The organism is Anaeromicrobium sediminis, assembly GCF_002270055.1.
GTDB lineage: Bacteria > Bacillota > Clostridia > Peptostreptococcales > Thermotaleaceae > Anaeromicrobium > Anaeromicrobium sediminis.
The window spans coordinates 12,513-32,786 of the sequence record NZ_NIBG01000020.1 but is presented as its reverse complement, the minus strand read 5'-3'; the positions used below and the strand labels follow the sequence as shown (position 1 = coordinate 32,786).

Annotated in this window: 21 protein-coding genes and 1 riboswitch; of the genes, 7 read left to right on the top strand and 14 right to left on the bottom strand. The window is 33.3% G+C overall.

Annotated elements, in window-relative coordinates; genetic code table 11:
• Nucleotides 1–31 precede the first annotated feature (31 nt).
• A complete protein-coding gene (locus tag CCE28_RS17135; protein ID WP_095134951.1) occupies nucleotides 32–1,669 on the top strand; it encodes a DUF7922 domain-containing protein in 1,638 nt (545 codons plus the stop codon).
• Nucleotides 1,670–1,761: 92 nt separating this feature from the next.
• On the opposite strand, the gene CCE28_RS17130 is transcribed toward CCE28_RS17135, so the two are convergent.
• A complete protein-coding gene (locus CCE28_RS17130; RefSeq protein WP_095134950.1) occupies nucleotides 1,762–2,199 on the bottom strand; it encodes a rhodanese-like domain-containing protein in 438 nt (145 codons plus the stop codon).
• Nucleotides 2,200–2,370: 171 nt separating this feature from the next.
• Between CCE28_RS17130 and CCE28_RS17125 the strand changes: the two genes are divergently transcribed.
• Together CCE28_RS17125 and CCE28_RS17120 are read left to right on the top strand one after the other, a co-directional pair.
• Nucleotides 2,371–2,766 carry a hypothetical protein gene (locus tag CCE28_RS17125; RefSeq protein ID WP_095134949.1) on the top strand — a complete coding sequence of 132 codons (396 nt, stop codon included), beginning with the start codon at nucleotides 2,371–2,373 and terminating at the stop codon, nucleotides 2,764–2,766.
• Nucleotides 2,767–3,103: 337 nt separating this feature from the next.
• Nucleotides 3,104–3,376 carry a metal-sensitive transcriptional regulator gene (locus tag CCE28_RS17120; protein ID WP_095134948.1) on the top strand — a complete coding sequence of 91 codons (273 nt, stop codon included), beginning with the start codon at nucleotides 3,104–3,106 and terminating at the stop codon, nucleotides 3,374–3,376.
• Between the two features lie 60 nt (nucleotides 3,377–3,436).
• On the opposite strand, the gene CCE28_RS17115 is transcribed toward CCE28_RS17120, so the two are convergent.
• From CCE28_RS17115 to CCE28_RS17100, 4 genes are all read right to left on the bottom strand, one after another.
• A complete protein-coding gene (locus CCE28_RS17115) occupies nucleotides 3,437–4,027 on the bottom strand; it encodes a DUF3793 family protein (RefSeq protein ID WP_095134947.1) in 591 nt (196 codons plus the stop codon).
• Nucleotides 4,028–4,323: 296 nt separating this feature from the next.
• Nucleotides 4,324–6,039 carry a methyl-accepting chemotaxis protein gene (locus CCE28_RS17110; RefSeq protein WP_095134946.1) on the bottom strand — a complete coding sequence of 572 codons (1,716 nt, stop codon included), beginning with the start codon at nucleotides 6,037–6,039 and terminating at the stop codon, nucleotides 4,324–4,326.
• Between the two features lie 486 nt (nucleotides 6,040–6,525).
• Nucleotides 6,526–7,629 carry an RCC1 domain-containing protein gene (locus CCE28_RS17105; RefSeq protein WP_095134945.1) on the bottom strand — a complete coding sequence of 368 codons (1,104 nt, stop codon included), beginning with the start codon at nucleotides 7,627–7,629 and terminating at the stop codon, nucleotides 6,526–6,528.
• A gap of 434 nt (nucleotides 7,630–8,063) precedes the next feature.
• Nucleotides 8,064–9,173 carry an RCC1 domain-containing protein gene (locus CCE28_RS17100; protein WP_278277590.1) on the bottom strand — a complete coding sequence of 370 codons (1,110 nt, stop codon included), beginning with the start codon at nucleotides 9,171–9,173 and terminating at the stop codon, nucleotides 8,064–8,066.
• 310 nt (nucleotides 9,174–9,483) lie between these two features.
• Here CCE28_RS17100 and nfsA point away from each other — a divergent pair, with 310 nt between their 5' ends.
• Nucleotides 9,484–10,221 (top strand): oxygen-insensitive NADPH nitroreductase, encoded by a 738-nt coding sequence (nfsA, locus tag CCE28_RS17095; protein WP_095134943.1) that lies wholly within the window; start codon nucleotides 9,484–9,486, stop codon nucleotides 10,219–10,221.
• A 46-nt stretch (nucleotides 10,222–10,267) separates the two neighbouring features.
• Here nfsA and aroF read toward each other — a convergent pair whose 3' ends face one another.
• From aroF to CCE28_RS17050, 9 genes are read right to left on the bottom strand one after another with little or no spacing between them, the layout of a single operon-like run.
• Nucleotides 10,268–11,050: a 3-deoxy-7-phosphoheptulonate synthase gene (gene aroF / locus CCE28_RS17090; protein ID WP_095134942.1), complete on the bottom strand. Its 783-nt coding sequence runs from the start codon at nucleotides 11,048–11,050 to the stop codon at nucleotides 10,268–10,270.
• Nucleotides 11,040–11,525, bottom strand: a complete 486-nt coding sequence (folK, locus tag CCE28_RS17085; RefSeq protein ID WP_095134941.1) for a 2-amino-4-hydroxy-6-hydroxymethyldihydropteridine diphosphokinase — start codon at nucleotides 11,523–11,525, stop codon at nucleotides 11,040–11,042. Before folK ends, aroF begins: the two co-directional genes overlap by 11 nt.
• Nucleotides 11,518–11,883 (bottom strand): dihydroneopterin aldolase, encoded by a 366-nt coding sequence (gene folB, locus CCE28_RS17080; protein WP_095134940.1) that lies wholly within the window; start codon nucleotides 11,881–11,883, stop codon nucleotides 11,518–11,520. The genes folK and folB overlap by 8 nt, the downstream gene beginning before the upstream one ends.
• A complete protein-coding gene (gene folP, locus CCE28_RS17075) occupies nucleotides 11,871–12,713 on the bottom strand; it encodes a dihydropteroate synthase (protein ID WP_095134939.1) in 843 nt (280 codons plus the stop codon). Before folP ends, folB begins: the two co-directional genes overlap by 13 nt.
• A gap of 13 nt (nucleotides 12,714–12,726) precedes the next feature.
• A complete protein-coding gene (gene folE / locus CCE28_RS17070; RefSeq protein ID WP_095134938.1) occupies nucleotides 12,727–13,287 on the bottom strand; it encodes a GTP cyclohydrolase I FolE in 561 nt (186 codons plus the stop codon).
• Nucleotides 13,288–13,290: 3 nt separating this feature from the next.
• Nucleotides 13,291–14,052: an aminotransferase class IV gene (locus CCE28_RS17065; protein ID WP_095134937.1), complete on the bottom strand. Its 762-nt coding sequence runs from the start codon at nucleotides 14,050–14,052 to the stop codon at nucleotides 13,291–13,293.
• A gap of 8 nt (nucleotides 14,053–14,060) precedes the next feature.
• Nucleotides 14,061–15,422, bottom strand: a complete 1,362-nt coding sequence (pabB, locus tag CCE28_RS17060) for an aminodeoxychorismate synthase component I (RefSeq protein ID WP_095134936.1) — start codon at nucleotides 15,420–15,422, stop codon at nucleotides 14,061–14,063.
• Between the two features lie 10 nt (nucleotides 15,423–15,432).
• Complete coding sequence (locus CCE28_RS17055; protein ID WP_095134935.1) at nucleotides 15,433–16,011, bottom strand: anthranilate synthase component II; 579 nt, start codon at nucleotides 16,009–16,011, stop codon at nucleotides 15,433–15,435.
• An 18-nt stretch (nucleotides 16,012–16,029) separates the two neighbouring features.
• Nucleotides 16,030–16,506: an HD domain-containing protein gene (locus CCE28_RS17050; RefSeq protein ID WP_095134934.1), complete on the bottom strand. Its 477-nt coding sequence runs from the start codon at nucleotides 16,504–16,506 to the stop codon at nucleotides 16,030–16,032.
• A 283-nt stretch (nucleotides 16,507–16,789) separates the two neighbouring features.
• On the opposite strand from CCE28_RS17050, the gene CCE28_RS17045 reads away from it, so the two are divergent.
• From CCE28_RS17045 to CCE28_RS17035, 3 genes are all read left to right on the top strand, one after another.
• Nucleotides 16,790–17,938, top strand: a complete 1,149-nt coding sequence (locus CCE28_RS17045; RefSeq protein ID WP_095134933.1) for a THUMP domain-containing class I SAM-dependent RNA methyltransferase — start codon at nucleotides 16,790–16,792, stop codon at nucleotides 17,936–17,938.
• Nucleotides 17,939–18,348: 410 nt separating this feature from the next.
• Nucleotides 18,349–18,436, top strand: a riboswitch (glycine riboswitch).
• Nucleotides 18,437–18,573: 137 nt separating this feature from the next.
• A complete protein-coding gene (locus CCE28_RS17040) occupies nucleotides 18,574–18,846 on the top strand; it encodes an ACT domain-containing protein (protein ID WP_095134932.1) in 273 nt (90 codons plus the stop codon).
• A gap of 15 nt (nucleotides 18,847–18,861) precedes the next feature.
• The gene (locus CCE28_RS17035; protein ID WP_095134931.1) at nucleotides 18,862–20,220 is read left to right on the top strand and encodes a PFL family protein; all 1,359 of its coding nucleotides are present in this window, start codon (nucleotides 18,862–18,864) and stop codon (nucleotides 20,218–20,220) included.
• Nucleotides 20,221–20,274 lie beyond the last annotated feature (54 nt).

Sequence of the window (20,274 nt, the reverse complement as noted above, 5' to 3'; positions counted from 1 at the left end):
AGGTGATAAAAACGGGAGGAGGGAGTAAAGAATGGACAATAAGAAATACCGTAGGTATTTTATTATACTAGGTCAGGAAGATGAAGGTTTTAGTTTACAAACAGGAAAAAGTCCAAAGGGATACACTAAGATTGAAGTGAAAAACGGAAAGGGTGTACTTACTCATTATATACAGAATATCAAATACTTCTACGACGCAGAATATGTGTATAGGTCCTATTTAGTAGGTACTAACAGAGATGATATTATCTATATGGATAATGGCATTTTAAAGGTAGAAGAGTCTGGTAAAGCTGAACTAAAATGGACCTTTAATGCAGATAATGTGGATGGAAAGAAAGCATCAATGAAGGACTTTAATGTAGTTTGTATTGTGGCAGAATCAACAAAAGATGCGAAGAGAAAGTCAATCATCATACCTTTAGCTGGATATATAGATAAAAAGAAGGTAGTATGGAAAGAAGCTTTTAGTAGCAAGTTATACAAGAAAAATAAAGAGGATCTATTTCAAAAGCATAATGAAAAAGAAGAAATTCATGTATCCCATGAACATAATAATGACTATGAAGTTGCTGAAAATAAGATTGAGAATTTAGTGGATGTAGAATCTGATAAAAATACTTATGAGGAAGAAAGAGAAGTTGCAGATAGCATATCACCTGTAGAAGATGTACCAGTTGAATTTGCTGAAGTTAGTAAAGAGGATAATATCCTGGAAGAGGTATTGGATAAAAATAATGAAGAAGAAAAGGTGGAATTATTTGCTGAAGTTAAAGAAGATGAAGAAATAGAAGCTTTTAAAAATCTAGGAACAGAAGTGGAAGTACAAGAAGAAATAGAAGCTTTTAAAGATATAGAAACAGAAGTAGAAGCGGAAGAAGAGATAGAAACTTTTAAAAATCTAGGAACAGAAGTAGAAGTGGAAGAAGAAATAGAAACTTTTAAAAATCTAGGAACAGAAGTGGATGTACAAGAAGAAATAGAAGCTTTTAAAGATATAGAAACAGAAGTAGAAGTAAAAGAAGAATTAAATACTTTTAAAGATTCAGGAACAGAAGTAGAAAAAGAATTTATAGAATATGATAAGAAAAATTTGGATTTTATGGGAAATCAATTCGGTTATATGGAAGAAGAAATAGAGTCTTCACATAAGGAATTTCAGTTAGATGGATTAACTAATAGGGATTCAATGGAACATTCATCTTATCAATATCATTTTAAAATGATATGTAAATATGTGGAGAGCATGTTGGGGTATTATCCAGAAATAATACCATTTGATAAAAATATACAAAATACTAGATGGTGGAGAATTGATTATGATGATCAAACCATGTACAGGAACTTCTTACCATTTTATGGGTATGTATCTGAAGAAGACAATGAAGAAAGTGGACCAACTTGTCCAGGTCTAATTAATAAATATGAACATTATATATTTGGAATTAAATATGAAGAAGATGACACAAAATACTATATGTACGGTATTCCAGGTAGATTTATGGAAAGTGAACAACCCTATGAAGGAATGACAGGATTTGTATATTGGCATCCTGTGGAAGCGTTCCGTAAAGAGGTCAATGACTATGGATATTGGATACTTCATATAGATGCTAAAACAGGTAAAATTGTAGTACCAAAGGATCCAACTCTTCCACCAAGAATTTAAAAAAAAATAGGGGGTTATTAAATTTAATAACCCCCTAAAATTATTTTGATTTACGTTGCTTAAAATAAAAAAAACTAGAGATATACTCTAGTTTATTCTAAATCATAGGGCCATTTGTCTATACCACCGTTTAAAATATACACTTTAGGGAAACCTTTGCTAGTCATAACATCAGCTACCTTAGCAGCTTTTTTAGCAGTAGGTCCATATATGACATATATTCTATCCTTATTGAAATACTCCATTTGTACTTTTAGCTCCTTATAGCTAAGGTGGGTTGCACTGGGGATATGTCCTTGTATGTATTCGTCTTCTTCTCTAATATCAAATACTATAGCATTGGGATTTTTATCTAGCAATACCTTAGTCTGCTCAGGAGATATTTTCTTATAGGTAAATTTCATGGTATCGGAGAAGGTTTCATTAGACCCAGACCTAGCCATTAAAAAAATAAGACCACCTACTAAAACTAATAAGACTAATAAAGCTATGTATACATTGCGCCTTTTTAAAACAAATATTTTTAACATAATATTCACCTCTCTAGCTTATCTCGTACTAATAATATATTTAAGAATTGTTTGTCCTATTCCTCATAATTAAAAAAGTAAGGACAATTCCTAAGATTATATTAAAATCTATGCACTTTACATAAAGAAGCTACATATTATATACCATGAAATTTTTTAGGAGGGGGTCTAATGTACAACTACTATGAACACATGGAGTATTATGAAAGAGAAGCCATAAAGCTTCATCACCCTCTTTACCATAAACTATATCCTTACGTAAGAATGGTATGTGCAAGGGAAGATCATATATACAATATGCATATGCAACCATTCCCTAGTAAAGAGGATTTTGATAGAATGGTTAAAGAGGTAAAAGTAATGTACGAAAGAGAAGGAAGAAAACAAGATGTAGAAGCATCTGTATATGGGGGAGGAGCATTAGAAGCTTTAATAGGAGCTTTCATTATCACTGAGCTTCTAAGAAGAAGAAGGAGAAGACGCCGCTATAATCCTTATGGTAGTCCTTATGGTAGTCCTTATGGTGGCCCTTATGGTGATCCCTATGGTGGTCCTTACGGCTATTAAATTTTTTTTAGATGGATGTGTTTATAAGGTATTATGCCTTAGACATATCCTTTTATTTTTTACTTGTTAGGAAATTATAATTTTTTAAAACTGTGGACAAGTAAAAAATAAGGGGGTGTGGGCGAAGAATTCCCCTGCCTCTTTGAAGGAAGGTGCTCAGCAACGCTAGTTGCGTCGAAGGAAACCATAGGGTTCCATAGCGAAGCGTACGAAGTACACCTTTTTTTATTGTCTATAAAAAGGTTTAAAAGCTCAAAAGACCTTGATTTTTTTTCAAAAAAGGATATATTATAATTAACCCCCCTGCGTAGGGGCACAAAAGCTTAGGAGGTAAATTATGACTAAAGAACAAGCCAAAAAGGATATATTAAATAGGTTAAAAACTATTAAGGGACATATAGGTGGAATTGAAAAGATGATAGAAGAGGATAATAAGAGCTGTGAAGATATACTTATACAAATAGCAGCTATAAGATCTTCTGTACATAGGGTTGGATTACTTATAATTGAGAAGTATGCAGATGATTGTTTAATAAAAAATTGTGATGGAGAAATAAGTAGAGAAGATTTAGAAAAAGTATTAAGCACCATTGTAAAATTTGCTAAATAACGGGGTAAAGGACACTAGGTAAAACCAGTGTCCTTTGGGGGTTTTTATATGATAACATTATTATGATGTTATAGCGAGAATAGTACTGGGATTATTGATTGTTAACAAGTCACGAATCTTTTTCTTAGCTTGGAGAAATTCTTCATATCTCTGATCAGATATTCTCGAATCCCCATAAATTCTCCAGCCATTAACCTTCGTTAACTTTAAAGATGGATGACCCATAAACCCAATGACATCCTTTAAAGGATATCCCAAAAAAACTCCTATTTCTGTAGGTATTATACCAAGATTTATCTTACTAATCAAATGATTTAGGAAAAAATTTAGAGAAAATTTTTTCGGATAACCTATGGAAGCTAGGAATTTCAAGTTTCTCGGCTCTTTTAAAGTTTTTTCTAAAGATTTCACATTATAAAACAATACTTTTATACTAGTACCATTATAATATGAAATTTTATAAGATATATGTTTACAAATAGAGAAGGTCTCCTCTATTTTTTTTATTTTTTCATTAGTAGTGGCATCGTTCATTTTAAAACTCATTATTTCTGATGGCTTTACTCCCAATATAACAGGACCTAAAGTTCCTACTAACCACTGTATAAATGGGTCTTTATTTTGTTTAAAACATTGTTTATGTTCGTTCATAGGACCACCTCCTTGATAATGATAATTATTATCAATTATAACAATGAGGATAATAATTGTCAAATAAACCAGTTATTACTTTATAATATTAAATTTAAATTTTTTTGGAACAAATTCACATATAGAAACATATGTACAATAAAAAAGTATGTTATGTTCCATTAAAAAAAAGATAAAAAGAAAAAGAAGATTATAAAAATCTTCTTTAAGTGTTTAAATTTTAATATTTATATAATTATTGTATTGGGTTAAAAAGTTTTTCATTAAATCATATTAAATTCCAACTGCATCTTTACTTATAGTTTAAATTGGTACACTTGTTTTTGTAAGTCATCTGCCATATAGGCAAGATTTTGAGCGCTAGAAGTAATTTCTTCAATTGTGGCCATCTGTTCCTGTGTTGCAGCAGAAGCTTGCTGTGTGCCAGTAGCACCTTCTTGTGTCAAATTTGCTATATTGTCCATGGCAGTTACAATTTGCTCTGATCCAGTAGACATTTGCCCCGTTGCTGCAGATATTTCTTCTATATCAGTTGTAATCTGATTTATAGCTGTATGTATTTCATCAAATGCTCTTCCAGTGTCCATAACTGCAATGGAACCTTCTTCTACTACTTTTGATCCTTTCTTGATTAAATCTGCTGTTGAACCTGTTCCTTTTTGTACGTTGTCTATTAATTTGGTAATTTGGCTAGCAGCATTGCTTGATTCTTCTGCTAACTTCCTAACTTCTTCTGCTACTACAGCAAAACCACGTCCTGAATCTCCTGCTCTGGCAGCTTCTATTGCTGCATTTAATGCTAAAAGATTAGTTTGGTCCGCAATACTTGTTATAATCTGAACGATATTACCTATCTCTTTTGAATTTTTTCCTAAAGTTTCTGTTGATCCAACAGCTTCTTTCATAAACATTTGAACTTGAGCCATTGTTTGGATTGATTTATCTACTGCTTGTTTTCCATTTTCTCCTGCTTCTTCAGCATTTTTTCCAGCTACATTTGTTGTTTGGGCATTTTCTGCAATTTGTTGCATACTTGCTGCCATCTCATTGATTGTTTTGGTAGCTTGTTCTATGGATGTTGCTTCTTCTATTGCATTTTTGGCAAGCTGGTCCATTGTTTGGGCCACTTGATCTGCCATAGAATTTGATTGCTGGGTTGAAGCAGCCACTTGCTGAGAAAATGCTCCTAAATTCTCTGATGTACTTGTTATATGGTTGATTAATTGTCTTAAATTTTCTACCATCCTATTAAAAGCTTCAGCTAGTTGCCCTATTTCATCTTTACTTTTAATATTAATATTTTCAACTGTTAGATCATAATTTGCAACTTTATTAGCTACTTTAGCTATAGTTTCTATTGGTTTTGTTACTTTTTTTAATAAAATTACTCCTAATATGGATGTTAATATTAGTAACCCTAATGCCATTATAATGATATTTTGTTTCATTTTATGAAATGCGTGATATTCTGTCTCTACATCATAGTCAACACCTACAAATCCAACTACTGCACCATTTTCATCTTTGATTGGATACTGTGAAGATATTAAGATACCATATTGATCAATCCATATTACATCATCTATATAAGGATTTCCCTTCATAACATATTCATATTCTGAATAAAATTCTGCTTCTTCACCAATCTCTGTTTCTTGTTCAACATCACTATCTACTACATATACATACTCACCATTTTCATTTACCCTTATAGTATGTAAATATTTTGCTCCGCCTATATTTCTAATATAATTAAGATCTTCTTGCATCTTTTTATAAGATGCTTTTTCCATATCGTCTACTGTTTTTAGCTTCTTAAATTCTTCCACATCAATTTTTTCAGAAGCTACTTGTGCAATTTTTAAAGCGTTATTTCCTACATTATGTACTAATAGCTTATAATTTTGATGATACACTATACCTAATAAACTTCCAGCAGTTAGTATTATGATGATTAAAAAGGATAAAGTGATTTTGAATCCCAATCTTTCTCTGTATGGTATTTTCTCCATTTTATTTCCCTCCCCATGATTTTAATATTGAATTTTTAAGTTTTACATACAAAAAAACTAACTATAAAAAAAGCTATAGTTAGTCGGTTACGCCACTACATCAGTATGGCATAAAGCGTCCAAATTTTTCCATACATCATTTGTCTAACATTGATAATATTATTATTTTATTTAAACACTTTATTTTTAAAGTAATTAATACATTTAGTATTATAAAGTATAATTTTAGGAAATTATATTAGAATTTGTCGAAAATAAAAAATATTTACTTTTTTATCTGTTTAAAATAAACAAAACATAACCAGAAAGAGTTACGTGAGGTTATGCTTTGCTATTTAACAATATATGAATTTACTGTAGATAACCTTTTATAATTTGTATTCTACTTAAAGTAAAAAGTGTTTCTTAAGATAGAATTCTACAGGATAGAGATGTTAGGCCTAAACTTTGCTGACCACCGCCAGCTACAGATATTACATTGATGAGTCAAGCTCCTCCACTTACTTGTACAGGGGTATTGCTATTATTGTTAGTACCGTCACCTAATTGACCAGAATTATTACGGCCCCAAGCCCAAGCTTGACCATCAGAATCAATAGCTAAGCTATGAGTTTGACCACCAGCTATAGCGATAACATTGGTAAGTCCAGTTGTTGTATCTACCGCCACAGGGGTATTGCTAGAACCGCCCGTTACTCCGTTACCTAATTGCCCCCTATTATTAAGTCCCCAAGCCCAAGCTTGACCATCAGAATCAATTGCTAGGCTATGATCACGACCAGCAGCTATAGCTATAATATTAGAGAGTCCAATTACCTGTACAGGCTCATCACGATTAAAGTTAGTGCCATCACCTAATTGTCCATCATCATTACGTCCCCAAGCCCAAGCTTGGCCACTACAATCAATTGCTAAGCTATGAAAATTACCGCCAGCTATAGCTATAACATTAGAGAGTCCAGTTCCTCCACTTACTTGCACGGGGGTATTACTATCGGTGGTAGTATTGTTACCTAATTGACCAAAATTATTACGCCCCCAAGCCCAAGCTTGACCATTACAATCAATTGCTAAGCTATGGTTACCACCGCCAGCTATAGATATAACATTGGTGAGTCCAGTTGTTGTATCTACCTGTACAGGGATATTACTAGAACCGCCTGTTACTCCGTTACCTAATTGTCCCCTATTATTAAATCCCCAAGCCCAAGCTTGACCACTACAATCAATTGCTAAGCTATGAAATCGAGCACCAGATATAGCTATAACATTAGTGAGTCCAGTTGATTTACTTACTTGCACAGGAATATTACTATCAGTGTTAGTACCGTCACCTAATTGGCCATTATCATTACGTCCCCAAGCCCAAGCACGATTATTAGAATCAATTGCTAAGCTATGAAATCGACCAGCAGATATAGCTATAGGATTGAAGAGTCCAGTTACTCCACTGATTACCTTTACAGGGATATTCTTATTAATGTTAGTACCATCACCTAATTGTCCAAAACTATTAAGTCCCCATGAAAAAAGGGTATTGTTTTGACAACCTATATTATTTTGACAAATCATATTGTTTTTACAACTCATATAGTATCACCTCCCAACCTGCCATTATATTTAACTAATCAAATACTAACTAAACAGCTATTCTACTGTTTGTTTATTATATTGGACAAGCTGAAAACTTGTGACTTACTTTATGGGACAGTTAATCTTGGCCATGAATATAATCTGTAGGATAACTAATAATAAATTTATTTTCTATTTAAAAGTTTAAGTTAATAATTTTATGGATTAAGTAGAATTATTGAGACAGTTAAATAAACAAAACATAACCTGAAAGAGTTACCTTAGGTTATGCTTGGCTATTTAAGAATATATGAATTTACTGTAGATAACATTTTATAATTTGTATTCTACTTAAAGTAAAAAGGCATTATCTAAAGCAGAATTCCACAGGATAGATATTTTAGGCCTAAACTATGCTGACCACCGGCAGCTATAGATATTACATCAAAGAGTCAAGTTCCTCCACTTATCTGAATCGGGGTGTCACTATTAGTGAAATTACCGTCACCTAATTGACCACTGGAGTTCAATCCCCAAGCCCAAACCCGACCATTAGAATCAATGGCTAAGCTATGCCCACCACCAGCAGATATAGCGATTACATCGGTGAGTCCACTTACCTGGACAGGGATATCACTATCACTGTTAGAACCGTCACCTAATTGGCCCCAATTATTAAGTCCCCAAGCCCAAGCTTGACCAGCAGAGTCAATTGCTAAGCTATGGCCAAAAGGATCATCGACGCTATTACGCCCACCGCCAGCAGATATGGCGACTACATCGGTGAGTCCACTTACTTGTACAGGAGTATTACTATCAGTGGTAGTATTGTTACCTAATTGACCATTATTATTACGTCCCCAAGCCCAAGGTTGCCCACTACAATCAATTGCTAAACTATGAGCACTACCAGCAGATATAGCTATAACATTAGAGAGTCCACTTACCTGTACAGGGGTACTACTAATAACACCAGGACCAGAAGTACCGTTACCTAATTGACCAAACCAATTACGTCCCCAAGCCCAAGGTTGCCCACTACAATCAATTGCTAGGCTATGAAAACCACCGGCAGCTATAGCTATAACATTGGAGAGGCCAGTTGATTCACTTACCTGAACAGGGGTATTCATATCTTGGCCAGGACCAGAAGTGCCATCACCTAATTCACCAAAAAAGGTACCTCCCCAACCCCAAGCCTGGCCATTGCAATCAATTGCCAAACTATGCAATCTACCGGCAGTTATAGCTATAACATTGGAGAGTCCAGTTACTTTACTCACCCGCACAGGGATATTACTACTAGTGAAAGTACCATCACCTAATTGACCATTATCATTACGTCCCCATGTCCAAACTTTATAATTGGGATCAATTGCTAAACTATGAAATCCACCAGCAGTTATAGCCATAGGATTGAAGAGTCCAGTTACTCCACTCATTACTTTTATAGGAGTATTGCTAGAACCGCCAAACGAGCCGATACCTAATTGACCCCAATTATTACGTCCCCATGAAAAAAGAATATCGTCTTGGCAACCTGTATTATTTTTACAAACCATATCGTTTTGACAACGCATATAGAATCACCTTCCAATTTGCCATTATATTTAACTAAATATAAGTACTAACTAAACAATTATTTTACGTTTAGTTTATTATATTAGACAAGCTAAAAACTTGTGAAAAAAGTATTTTTAATGTGAAACTTGAAAAAGAACTTCTTAAATTAAGTATTGAAGTAAGAAAAAAACAAATGGCAAAAACATAATTAATGATTTTTTTTAGTTCTTAGACTTAGAAAAAAGAATAGGATTATTTATGGCTTTGTATGGGTACTAATAAAAGAAAAGTAAGAAGGGGAGTATTGAAATGAATGAAGTTATTAAACTTTTAAAATCCCATAGATCTATTAGAAAGTTTCAAGACAAAAGGGTTGAAGAAGAGAAAATAAAAATGATTATTGAATCAGCACAATGTGCGTCTACTTCTAGTTTTGTTCAAGCCTATACAATTATTAGGGTAGAGGATATGGATACAAGGAAAGAAATTGCAAAATTAAGTGGTGACCAAATATATGTTGAAAAGTGCCCATTGTTTTTAGTCTTTTGTGCAGACTTAAATAGATTAGATTTAGCTTGTAAAATGAATAATACCCACATGATAGAGGGGTACACTGAGCCACTCATCATAGGAACTGTAGATGCGGCCCTTGCTGCTCAAAATACCATGGTAGCTGCTGAATCAATGGGGTTAGGAGGCGTGTACATAGGAGGAATACGAAATGACCCTTACAAGGTTTGTGATCTTTTGAATATTCCTAAAAATGTATATCCCCTATTTGGTATGTGTTTAGGCTATCCAAATCAAGACCCAGAAATAAAGCCAAGATTACCTTTGGATGTGGTATTTAAGGAAGAAAAATATAGTACAGAAGGGGACGAAGAAAAAATAAAAGAGTATGATAAGGTAATCAGTGAATATTATCTTAAAAGAACTAGGGGAAAGAGAGACGATTCTTGGTCTAAGCAGATGGCAGAAAAAATGGGGAATGAGTTAAGGCCTCATATGAGAGAGTTTTTGAAAAGTAAAGGATTTGAAATGAAATAAGTTTATATATAGTACAAATAAAAAATAGCCTTGAGATTTCTCAAAGCTATTTTGCACATTCCTTATAAATATTTTCATATTCTTCAAAAGTAAGGGATTGATCTCCATCACTTAGGGCTTCACTTGGATTTGGATGAACTTCTACCATTATTCCATCGGCACCGGCTGCAAGGGCAGCTTTAGTCATAGGTGGTATTAGCCATTTTACTCCTGTACCATGGGATGGATCAACTATTATAGGTAGACCAGTTTCTTTTTTCATAATAGGTACAGCTGCTAAATCTAGCATATTCCTAGTATAATTATCAAATCCACGTACTCCACGTTCACAAAGGATAATATTTTTATTGCCATGGGCCGCTAAATACTCTGCTGCTAGGACCCATTCCTTTATGGTAGCACTCATACCCCTTTTCAATAATACGGGCTTGTCTACGCCTCCTAGGGTCTTTAAAAGGGGATAATTATACATGTTTCGTGACCCTATTTGAATTATATCTGTATATTCTAACATTAAATCTAAATTTTTCTCGTCCATTAATTCTGTAATGATAGGTAAGTCAAATTCATCTCCAGCTTTTCTTAACATTTTAAGACCTTCTTCTTCTAATCCTTGAAAAGCATAAGGACTAGTTCTAGGTTTAAATACTCCACCACGTAGAATATCCACACCAATTTCTTTAAGGTGTTTAGCTGTAGTCATGATTTGTTTCTCACTTTCTACAGAACATGGACCTCCTATAAATATTTTAGGATTCTTTCCACCTATTTTTAAATTTCTAACATTAACTATTATTTCTTGTCCGTTTAGTATTTTTTTATCTTTCATGATTTACCTTCCTAATTTCTTCTCCATTTAATCTATCAATAATGCTCTTGATAGGTTCACCATTAATTACTAAATTGTCATTTATCTCATGTAAAGGTATCATTACAAAATTTCTTTCTGTCATTCTAGGATGAGGAACAGTTAATTTCTCATCAGTAGATGTAAATCCTTCGTAAATGAGTATATCCACATCAATGCTTCTAGGACCCCATCTTATAATTCGTTCACGCTTTAATTCGTGTTCAATAAAAGCACAGTAATCCAATAATTCATAGGGCAACAAATCCGTTTCTACTTCACAAACTATGTTTAAAAACCAATCCTGATCTGCATATCCTACTGGTTCCGTTTCATAGTAGGAGGATATTTTAGTAACATTTATTTTACTATTTTTATTTAGTAATTCTAAAGTGTCTTTTATGTTTTTAAATTTATCACCCATATTAGTGCCGATTCCTAAGTATGCTTTACTCATGACGACTTCTCCTTATTTGTACTCCAAAATAGTCATAAATACCAGGAACAGGAGCTTCTGGCTTTCTTATTGTAACATCAATTTCCATTACTGTTGAGAAATTTGTTAATATTTCATTGGCTATGTTTTCAGCTAGGGCTTCTATTAGGTTAAAAGTCTTTTTTTCCACTATGTCCTTAACTAATGTGTAGGCTTCTCCATAGTGAACAGTATCTTCTACCTGATCACTTTTTCCTGCCTTTTTTAAATCTGTATAAATTTCCACATCCACAAAAAACTTTTGACCAAGAACATTTTCCTCAGCCATTGCACCGTGGTAGCCAAAGAAAGCTAAATTTTTCATTATTATTTTGTCCATGGAACTACACCTCTTACTATGGCGTCAGCTACCTTAGCGGCACGTAAATTTTCTTTTACGTCATGAACTCTTAAGATATCTACGCCCTTTTGAATTCCTATGATAGAAGTTGCAATAGTGCCTTCTACCCTTTCTTTAGGAGGTAGGTCTAGTATTTTACCTATGGTAGATTTTCTAGATGTACCCAATAATATAGGATATCCTAATTGGTTTAATTCTTCAAGTCTACTCATGACTTCTATATTATGATCAGCTGTTTTTCCAAAGCCAATACCCGGGTCTAAAACTATCTTATCATGAGATATTCCAGCTTCTGTACCAATACGTACAGTTTCTTTGAAGAAATTTATCATGCTATCCATAATGTCTGTAGAATATTCAGTACCTATTTGATTGTGCATGGCTATGATAGGAACATTATATTTTGCTACCACATTAGCCATATTTTTATCCCTTTGCATTCCCCATACATCATTTACTATATGAGCACCAAGGGACAGGGCTTTTTCCGCCACCTGAGACTTATAAGTGTCTATTGAAATGGGAACATCTACCTCACGTACAAGGGCTTCTATAACAGGAGCTATTCTTTTTATTTCTTCTTCTACTCCCACTTCTTCACTACCTGGTCTTGTAGATTCACCACCCACATCTATAATGTGAGCTCCTTCACTTACCATTTCTTTAGCATGTTTTATAGCTATATCTACACTAGTAAATTCTCCGCCATCTGAGAATGAATCTGGTGTTACATTTAGGATTCCCATTATGAAAGTTTTACTACCTAAATTTAATGTATATTTACCGCATTTTAAATCCATTTTGCCCATTATTTATTTCCCCCTAAAACTTAATAAGCGTCATAGCTTCATTTCTTGCTTTTACATCCCTTTCAAATAATCCACGTACGGCAGAAGTAATAGTTTTAGATCCGGATTTTTTTACTCCACGCATGGTCATGCACATGTGCTCTGCTTCTACAACTACTATTACTCCATACGGATCTAACATTTCCACTATGGTTTCAGCCACTTGTGCAGTTAATCTTTCTTGAAGTTGAGGTTTTTTTCCTACGGTCTCAACTACCCTTGCTAATTTGCTAAGTCCTGTTAATTTTCCTCCCTTTGGTAAATATCCCACATGGGCTTTTCCGAAGAATGGAACTAGGTGATGTTCACACATGGAATAAAAGGGTATGTCTTTAACTAATACTAATTCTTCATGTTTTTCTTCTTGGAAAAATATTTGTAAGTGGTCCTTTGGGTCTTCTTTAAGACCTGAAAAAATTTCTTCATACATTCTAGCTATTCTGTCAGGAGTATCCTGTAATCCTTCTCTATCTGGATCTTCTCCTATAGCTTCTAATATGTCTCTTACGGCTCTTTTAATTTTTTCCTTATCCATTGTTTACCCCTCTTTTCTCATATAGTCACAAAATTTATTATATATTTCTTTGGTTAAATTGTAAGTATCTATATTGAATGAATTGTTTTCTATCATGCTTACAGGCATTATTTCTAGGATGGAATTAGTGACAAAGACTTCATCACAATCTAGTAAAAACTCTTTACTAAATTCTCCTTCTATTAACTGAATGTTATTTTGTTTACAAAATTTTATTAGATTTTTTCTTATAATTCCATTTAAAAGGCCACAATTTATACTTGGCGTATAAACAATATTATTTTTTACAAAGAATATATTGCTAGTGGCACCTTCACTTATATGATTGTGTACATTTAAAAATAAGGGTTCATGAAATCCTAAACTTTTGGAGTTGTTTTTTTCCAATATATTTTCTAGATAATTATTAGTTTTTAAGTAAACCATATTTGAATAGGGGTTTCTTTTTGAATCCGAAAAATTAATTTTGAATCCCTTTTCATACAGGTGTTGACTATAAGGATTTTCACGATATAGGAATTCTACTTTATAATTAGTGTCTTTAATATACATAATTTTTAGTATGCCATTTTTTATGTTATTTTCTTTTATATATAAATAGGCCCTGTTTTTTAAATTTTTTAAAGGTTCTACCGGCATATTTATTTGAGTGGCAGATGAGGCTAATCGCTCAATGTGATCATCTAAAAACAGTAACTTAGAGCTTTCCACTTTTATAGTTTCAAATAGTCCATATCCATATTGATAGGCAAGTGAGTTTTTCATAATATTACCTACAACTTTAATGCATTCATCAAAGCTCGTGCCTTATGAAGGGATTCTTCGTATTCAAGGTGAGCATCAGAATCCCACACTATTCCACCACCAGCTTGGAAATATGCCTTATTATTTTTACAAAGGATAGTTCTAATCACTATATTAGTATCTATATCTCCATTAAATCCAATATATCCAATTGATCCCGTATAGAGATTTCTTTGAGTGGGTTCTAATTCATCTATAACTTCCATGGCACGAATTTTAGGCGCACCTGTAATAGAACCTCCAGGGAAAGAGTATTTTATACAGTCAATAGGATGAACTTCATCCCTTAACTCTCCCACCACTGTGGAAACTAAATGATATACAGTAGGATAAGTTTCTAGGGTAAATAACTCAGGAACTGATACGCTTCCTGACTTACAAACTCGTCCTAAATCATTTCTCTCTAAATCAACTATCATTAATAATTCAGATTTATCCTTTTCGCTGCTCAGTAGATCTTCGCTATTTAATTTATCTTCCTCAGGGGATTTTCCACGAGGTCTAGTTCCTTTAATTGGTCTAGTTTCCACATGATTATCTCTTATCTGAATAAATCTCTCTGGAGAAGAGGATAATATGTGATGGTCCTTTAAGTCCATAAATGCAGCAAAGGGTGCTGGATTTATATTTCTTAACTTAGAATATAAAGAAAGGGGTGATTGGGTCATATTTGCCGTAAATCTTTGAGTCATATTGGCTTGATATATATCACCACTTCTAATGTAATTTTTAATACTTTCTATGGCTTTTACATAATTTTCTTTAGTAAAGTTAGATTCTATAGTTACTTCATCCTTATTTTCTTCTTCTACAGAAGGCAGAGGCTTTTTACTTATAATATTTTCTATAAATTCTATTACCTTATTTTCATCATCCTTAATACCTAAAGAGCATATATATGTTTCGTCCTCAGTATGGTCCACTACTATTATTCCATCGTATAATCCAAAGTGACAATCATATATATTAACATCATCTAGGGCAGTTCTAGGTAGATTTTCTACGTGATGGCATAAATCATAGGAAAAATATCCAACGGCCCCACCTATAAAGGGAAGGGGAGAATCATATTTGAATTCGTATTTTTTCATAATATCTCGTAATTCATCAAAGGGATTACCTTTACAAACCCTAGTAGTATTACCCTCTTCAATGGTTATAGTTTCATTTTTACTTTTAAATACTAAGAATGGGTCAAATCCTATAAAAGAATATTTACCCAGTCTTTCCTTATCCATACCGCTATCTAGAATGAAGCTATAGGGATAATTTTTAAATAAAGTATATAGTTCAAATCCGTTATATTTAGTATCTATTTTTTTTATTTTCATCCTTAGTCACCTACTTTTTAGATTTAGCTCTCTTTAAGAAATTATGAAGTAGTTCCATTCCCTGCTCTGTAAGTATGGCTTCTGGATGGAATTGTACCCCTTCTATCATAAATTCCTTATGTTTTACACCCATAATTTCTCCTTCTTTAGTTAGAGAAGTAACTTCAAGACAGTCTGGTAACGTATTCTTATCTATGACTAGTGAATGATACCTAGTTACTTTAAGAGGATTGTTAAGTCCTTTAAACACGCCCTTATCAGTATGATCTATATTGTGAACCTTTCCGTGAACTGGTTCTAGCGCTTTTATTATTTTTCCACCAAATACTTGTCCTATAGTTTGATGACCTAGGCAAATCCCTAGGATTGGATATTTACCCTTAAGTTTTTCAACTACTTCTATACAAATACCAGCTTCATTAGGAGTACATGGCCCAGGAGACAGTACGATAATGTCTGGATTTAAATTTTCTATGTCCTCAATAGTCAATTCATCATTTCTTTTTACAACTACTTCTTCTTTTAATGAAGATAAATACTGAACTAAGTTATAAGTGAATGAATCATAGTTATCAATCATTAATATCAACTAAAACAGCTCCCTTATTTAATATGTGAGTTTTGGTAGTGTGTTTTTGAATTTTTTACATTCCTTGAGTGCCTTACAGTCTAAACATAATCTAGATTTTTTATCTGCTTCATAAATTATAAAATCTAAATCTGATTTTAATAAATCCTTATTTCTATGACTTTTTATAGCCTGCTTTATTAAACCTATTTCTTCCTGAGAAAATAAACTATCTTCAAGGATAGGCACACATAAATGAGCAGAGGCTACTGCATGGTCTATATTTTCCTCGTATTCCATAAACCTACCAATATCATGGAGTAATCCTGCTGCGTATATTATTTCCTTTTCTAAGGATAGATTTTTTTCTAATGAAAGAATATACGCTACTCTAGATACGTCAATAAAATGTTGTAGGGTATGACGGCAAAATATTCTGTCTTTTTCACACATGTTTATTCTATTTAAGTATTCCTTGTACTTTTCATTTTCTAATATTTTGTTTACTCTATTCATATGATTTCTCCTGAGTATTTAAGGATTTGTTAACAACTTTAATTTCTAAACTATCTCCCTATATAACTTACTTTGTCTAATTTTATCATTATTTATTATTTACAATCAATATAGATAAATTAATAACAGTAGAAAAGGGAATATTTATCCTTAAACCTATGAATTTAGATAAATTTTGACATTTTATATATTATAAAAAATACGTCAACAATTAGTCAACAAAATTAATATTGATTAACCATATGTGTTATAATACTAAAGAATAACATATAGGAGAGATAATATGGAATTAACTTTAATTGCAACGGCAACCTTTGGGTTAGAAAAATTAGTAAAAATAGAAGTGGAAAACTTAGGATATGAAGTAATAAAAGTAGATAATGGTAAAGTAGAATTTAAGGCAGAGGAAAGGGATATTCCCATATTAAATATGTGGCTTAGGGTAGCAGATAGAGTATTAGTTAAAATGGGAGAATTCAAGGCTACTACCTTTGAAGAATTGTTTCAAGGAGTTAAAAAATTACCTTGGCATGAATGGATCGGTGAAAATGACAAATTTCCTGTAAACGGAAAGAGTGTAAAGTCCACATTATTTAGTATATCTGACTGTCAGGCCATAACTAAAAAGGCCATAGTAGAAAAATTAAAATCTCAATATAAAGTAGATTGGTTTAAAGAAACGGGTGCAGAATATGGAATAGAAGTAGCTCTTTTAAAGGACATAGCTACAATTACCATAGATACATCTGGTGTAGGATTACATAAAAGAGGATATAGGGAGACGGCCAATGAAGCTCCCCTTAAAGAAACTCTAGCAGCAGCCATGGTAATGATAAGCAGATGGAGAGGGGACAGAGCCCTTATAGATCCATTTTGTGGTTCTGGAACTATAGCTATAGAGGCAGCTATGATAGGTAAAAATATAGCCCCAGGTCTGGAAAGAAGTTTCATATCAGAAAACTGGTCAAGAATACCAAAGCAAGCTTGGAAAGATGCTAGAACTCATGCCCTTAAATCTATTCGTCAAGATATTGAATTGGACATATATGCATCAGATATAGACCCTAAAACTATAAAGATAGCTAAAGATAATGCATATAATGCAGGTGTAGACGAGTGTATTAAATTTGAATCACATGATATGGGAAAGATCCATTCTGACAAGGAATATGGATATATAATCAGCAATCCTCCCTATGGAGAAAGATTAGGGGAGAAGGCAGAAGTTCAAAGACTTTATAAGAGAATGGGGAAGAGCTTTTCAAAATTTAAAACCTGGTCAAAATATATAATAACTTCTGATGAAGAATTAGAGAAGTTATATGGTAAGAAAGCAGATAAAAAGAGAAAATTATTTAACGGTAGAATTAAGGTAGACTACTACCAATTCTTTGGCCCAAAGCCACCGAAAGAATATTTTAATAATAAATAGATGAGATATGAAGGTTCTAGTTTTTTACTCATAAAAAACTAGAATCTTTTTTGCTATGGAGAGAAATTATATGTAAGCTAGGCTTATGTGGACCTACTACATTTCCATAAATCAAAACGTTTCACAGGCAAGTCACTATCAGACTATAGAGTGTGAATGTTATAGTTAGGATAGAAGGTTCATAATTGTTTGCAGCAAAGGATGTTCTGATGTTCCACCTGCTGAAAAATTTTTGATTTATAAAAACTTGTAGGTGCTATGATTTATGGAGCTTACAACTAAAAGGTATATACGTCTCAAAAATGTATTTTTAAATTTGTAGTTGCGTTACATTTTAGAATTGTGTTATAATTCTCTACATAATTTCATAGTGCCGGTTGAAGATAGCGGAAGTTTTTGCGACCGTTATGGGACGGGCCTCTGGAGAGACTCATATGAGCACCGAAGGGGAAAGCCAGCAATGGTGAAACTCTCAGGTAAAAGGACAGGGGATAATTAATAATGAAAAAGGGTGTATTCCTATGGATACATACTTATTTTTCATTTATAATTTTACTTTCTAGAGACCGATCATTTTGATTGTGTCTCTTTTATTTTTAAAAAAATTATATTCAATAAAAGAGGAGATGTGTTTTATGAAGGGCGTTATTACAGTAATAGGAAAGGATAAGGTTGGTATAATTGCAAAGGTTACTTCTGCTTTAGCAGAAAACAATATAAATATTTTAGATATTAGCCAAACTATTTTGCAGGATTACTTTACCATGATTATGATTGTAGATTTAAAAGATAGGAAAGATTTCTTTAAAGATATAAAAGACAATCTTGAAAAAGTGGGTAGAAGTATAGGTGTTTCTATTAAAATACAACATGAAGATGTATTTGATTCTATGCACAAAATTTCATAATGGGAGATGATGACAATGAGTAAATTTAAAAATATAATGGAAACAATTCAAATGATTGAAAAGGAAAAACTAGATATTCGAACTATTACCATGGGGATATCCTTACTAGATTGCTGCCATACAGATGGAAAACAATCGCGGATTAAGATTTACGATAAAATTACAAGATATGCAGAAAACCTAGTAAAAGTGGGAGAAGAACTTGAAGCAGAATATGGAGTACCTATTATAAATAAGAGGATTTCTGTAACCCCCATATCATTAGTTGCCCAAACAAGCAATGATAAAAATTATGTAGAGTTTGCAAAGACACTAGATGAGGCGGCAAAGGCAGTAGGCGTTAACTTCATTGGTGGTTTTTCAGCCCTTGTTCAAAAGGGATATTCAAGGGGAGATAGGATTCTTATAGATTCAATTCCAGAGGCCCTTTCTGTTACAGAAAGAGTGTGTTCTTCAGTAAATATTGGAGACACCCGGTCGGGTATAAATATGGATGCAGTTGCCCATATGGGTAAAATCATTAAAAAGACAGCTTATCTTACGAGGGATCAAAATAGTATAGGATGTGCTAAGCTTGTTGTTTTTGCTAATGCAGTAGAAGATAATCCTTTCATGGCAGGAGCCTTTCATGGAGCTGGAGAAGGGGAATGCGTCATAAATGTAGGTGTAAGCGGACCAGGAGTTGTAAAAGCAGCACTAGAAAAGGTAAAGGGTGCTCCCTTTGATGTGGTGGCTGACACCATAAAGAAAACTGCATTTAAAATAACGAGAATGGGAGAATTAGTAGGGAAGGAAGCCGCAAATAGGCTGAATGTTCCCTTTGGAATACTAGATTTATCCCTTGCACCAACTCCTGCTATAGGAGATAGTGTGGCAAGAATTTTAGAAGAAATGGGTATTGAAAGCTGTGGGGGACACGGTACTACAGCGGCCTTAGCCCTTTTAAACGATGCTGTTAAAAAGGGAGGAATTATGGCTTCTTCCCATGTGGGTGGATTAAGTGGAGCATTTATCCCTGTTAGTGAAGATGAGGGAATGATAAAGGCTGTAAAATCTGGTTCACTAAATATTGAAAAATTAGAGGCAATGACGTGTGTCTGCTCAGTAGGTCTTGATATGATCGCCATTCCTGGCGATACTCCAGATGAAACTATTTCAGCTATGATTGCCGATGAAGCGGCTATTGGAGTAATAAATCATAAAACAACTGCCGTAAGGATTATTCCCGTTTATGGTAAAGGTCTCGGAGATGAAGTAGTATTTGGAGGTCTTTTAGGAAGTGCTCCTATTATGGCCGTAAGTAAATTTAGTAGTGTTGATTTTATAAATAGAGGAGGAAGAGTTCCAGCCCCAGTTCATAGCTTCAAAAATTAAGGGAGACTATTATTTGTTTTTAGAATATATAGGGTAACGGAATGGGATTAGGCT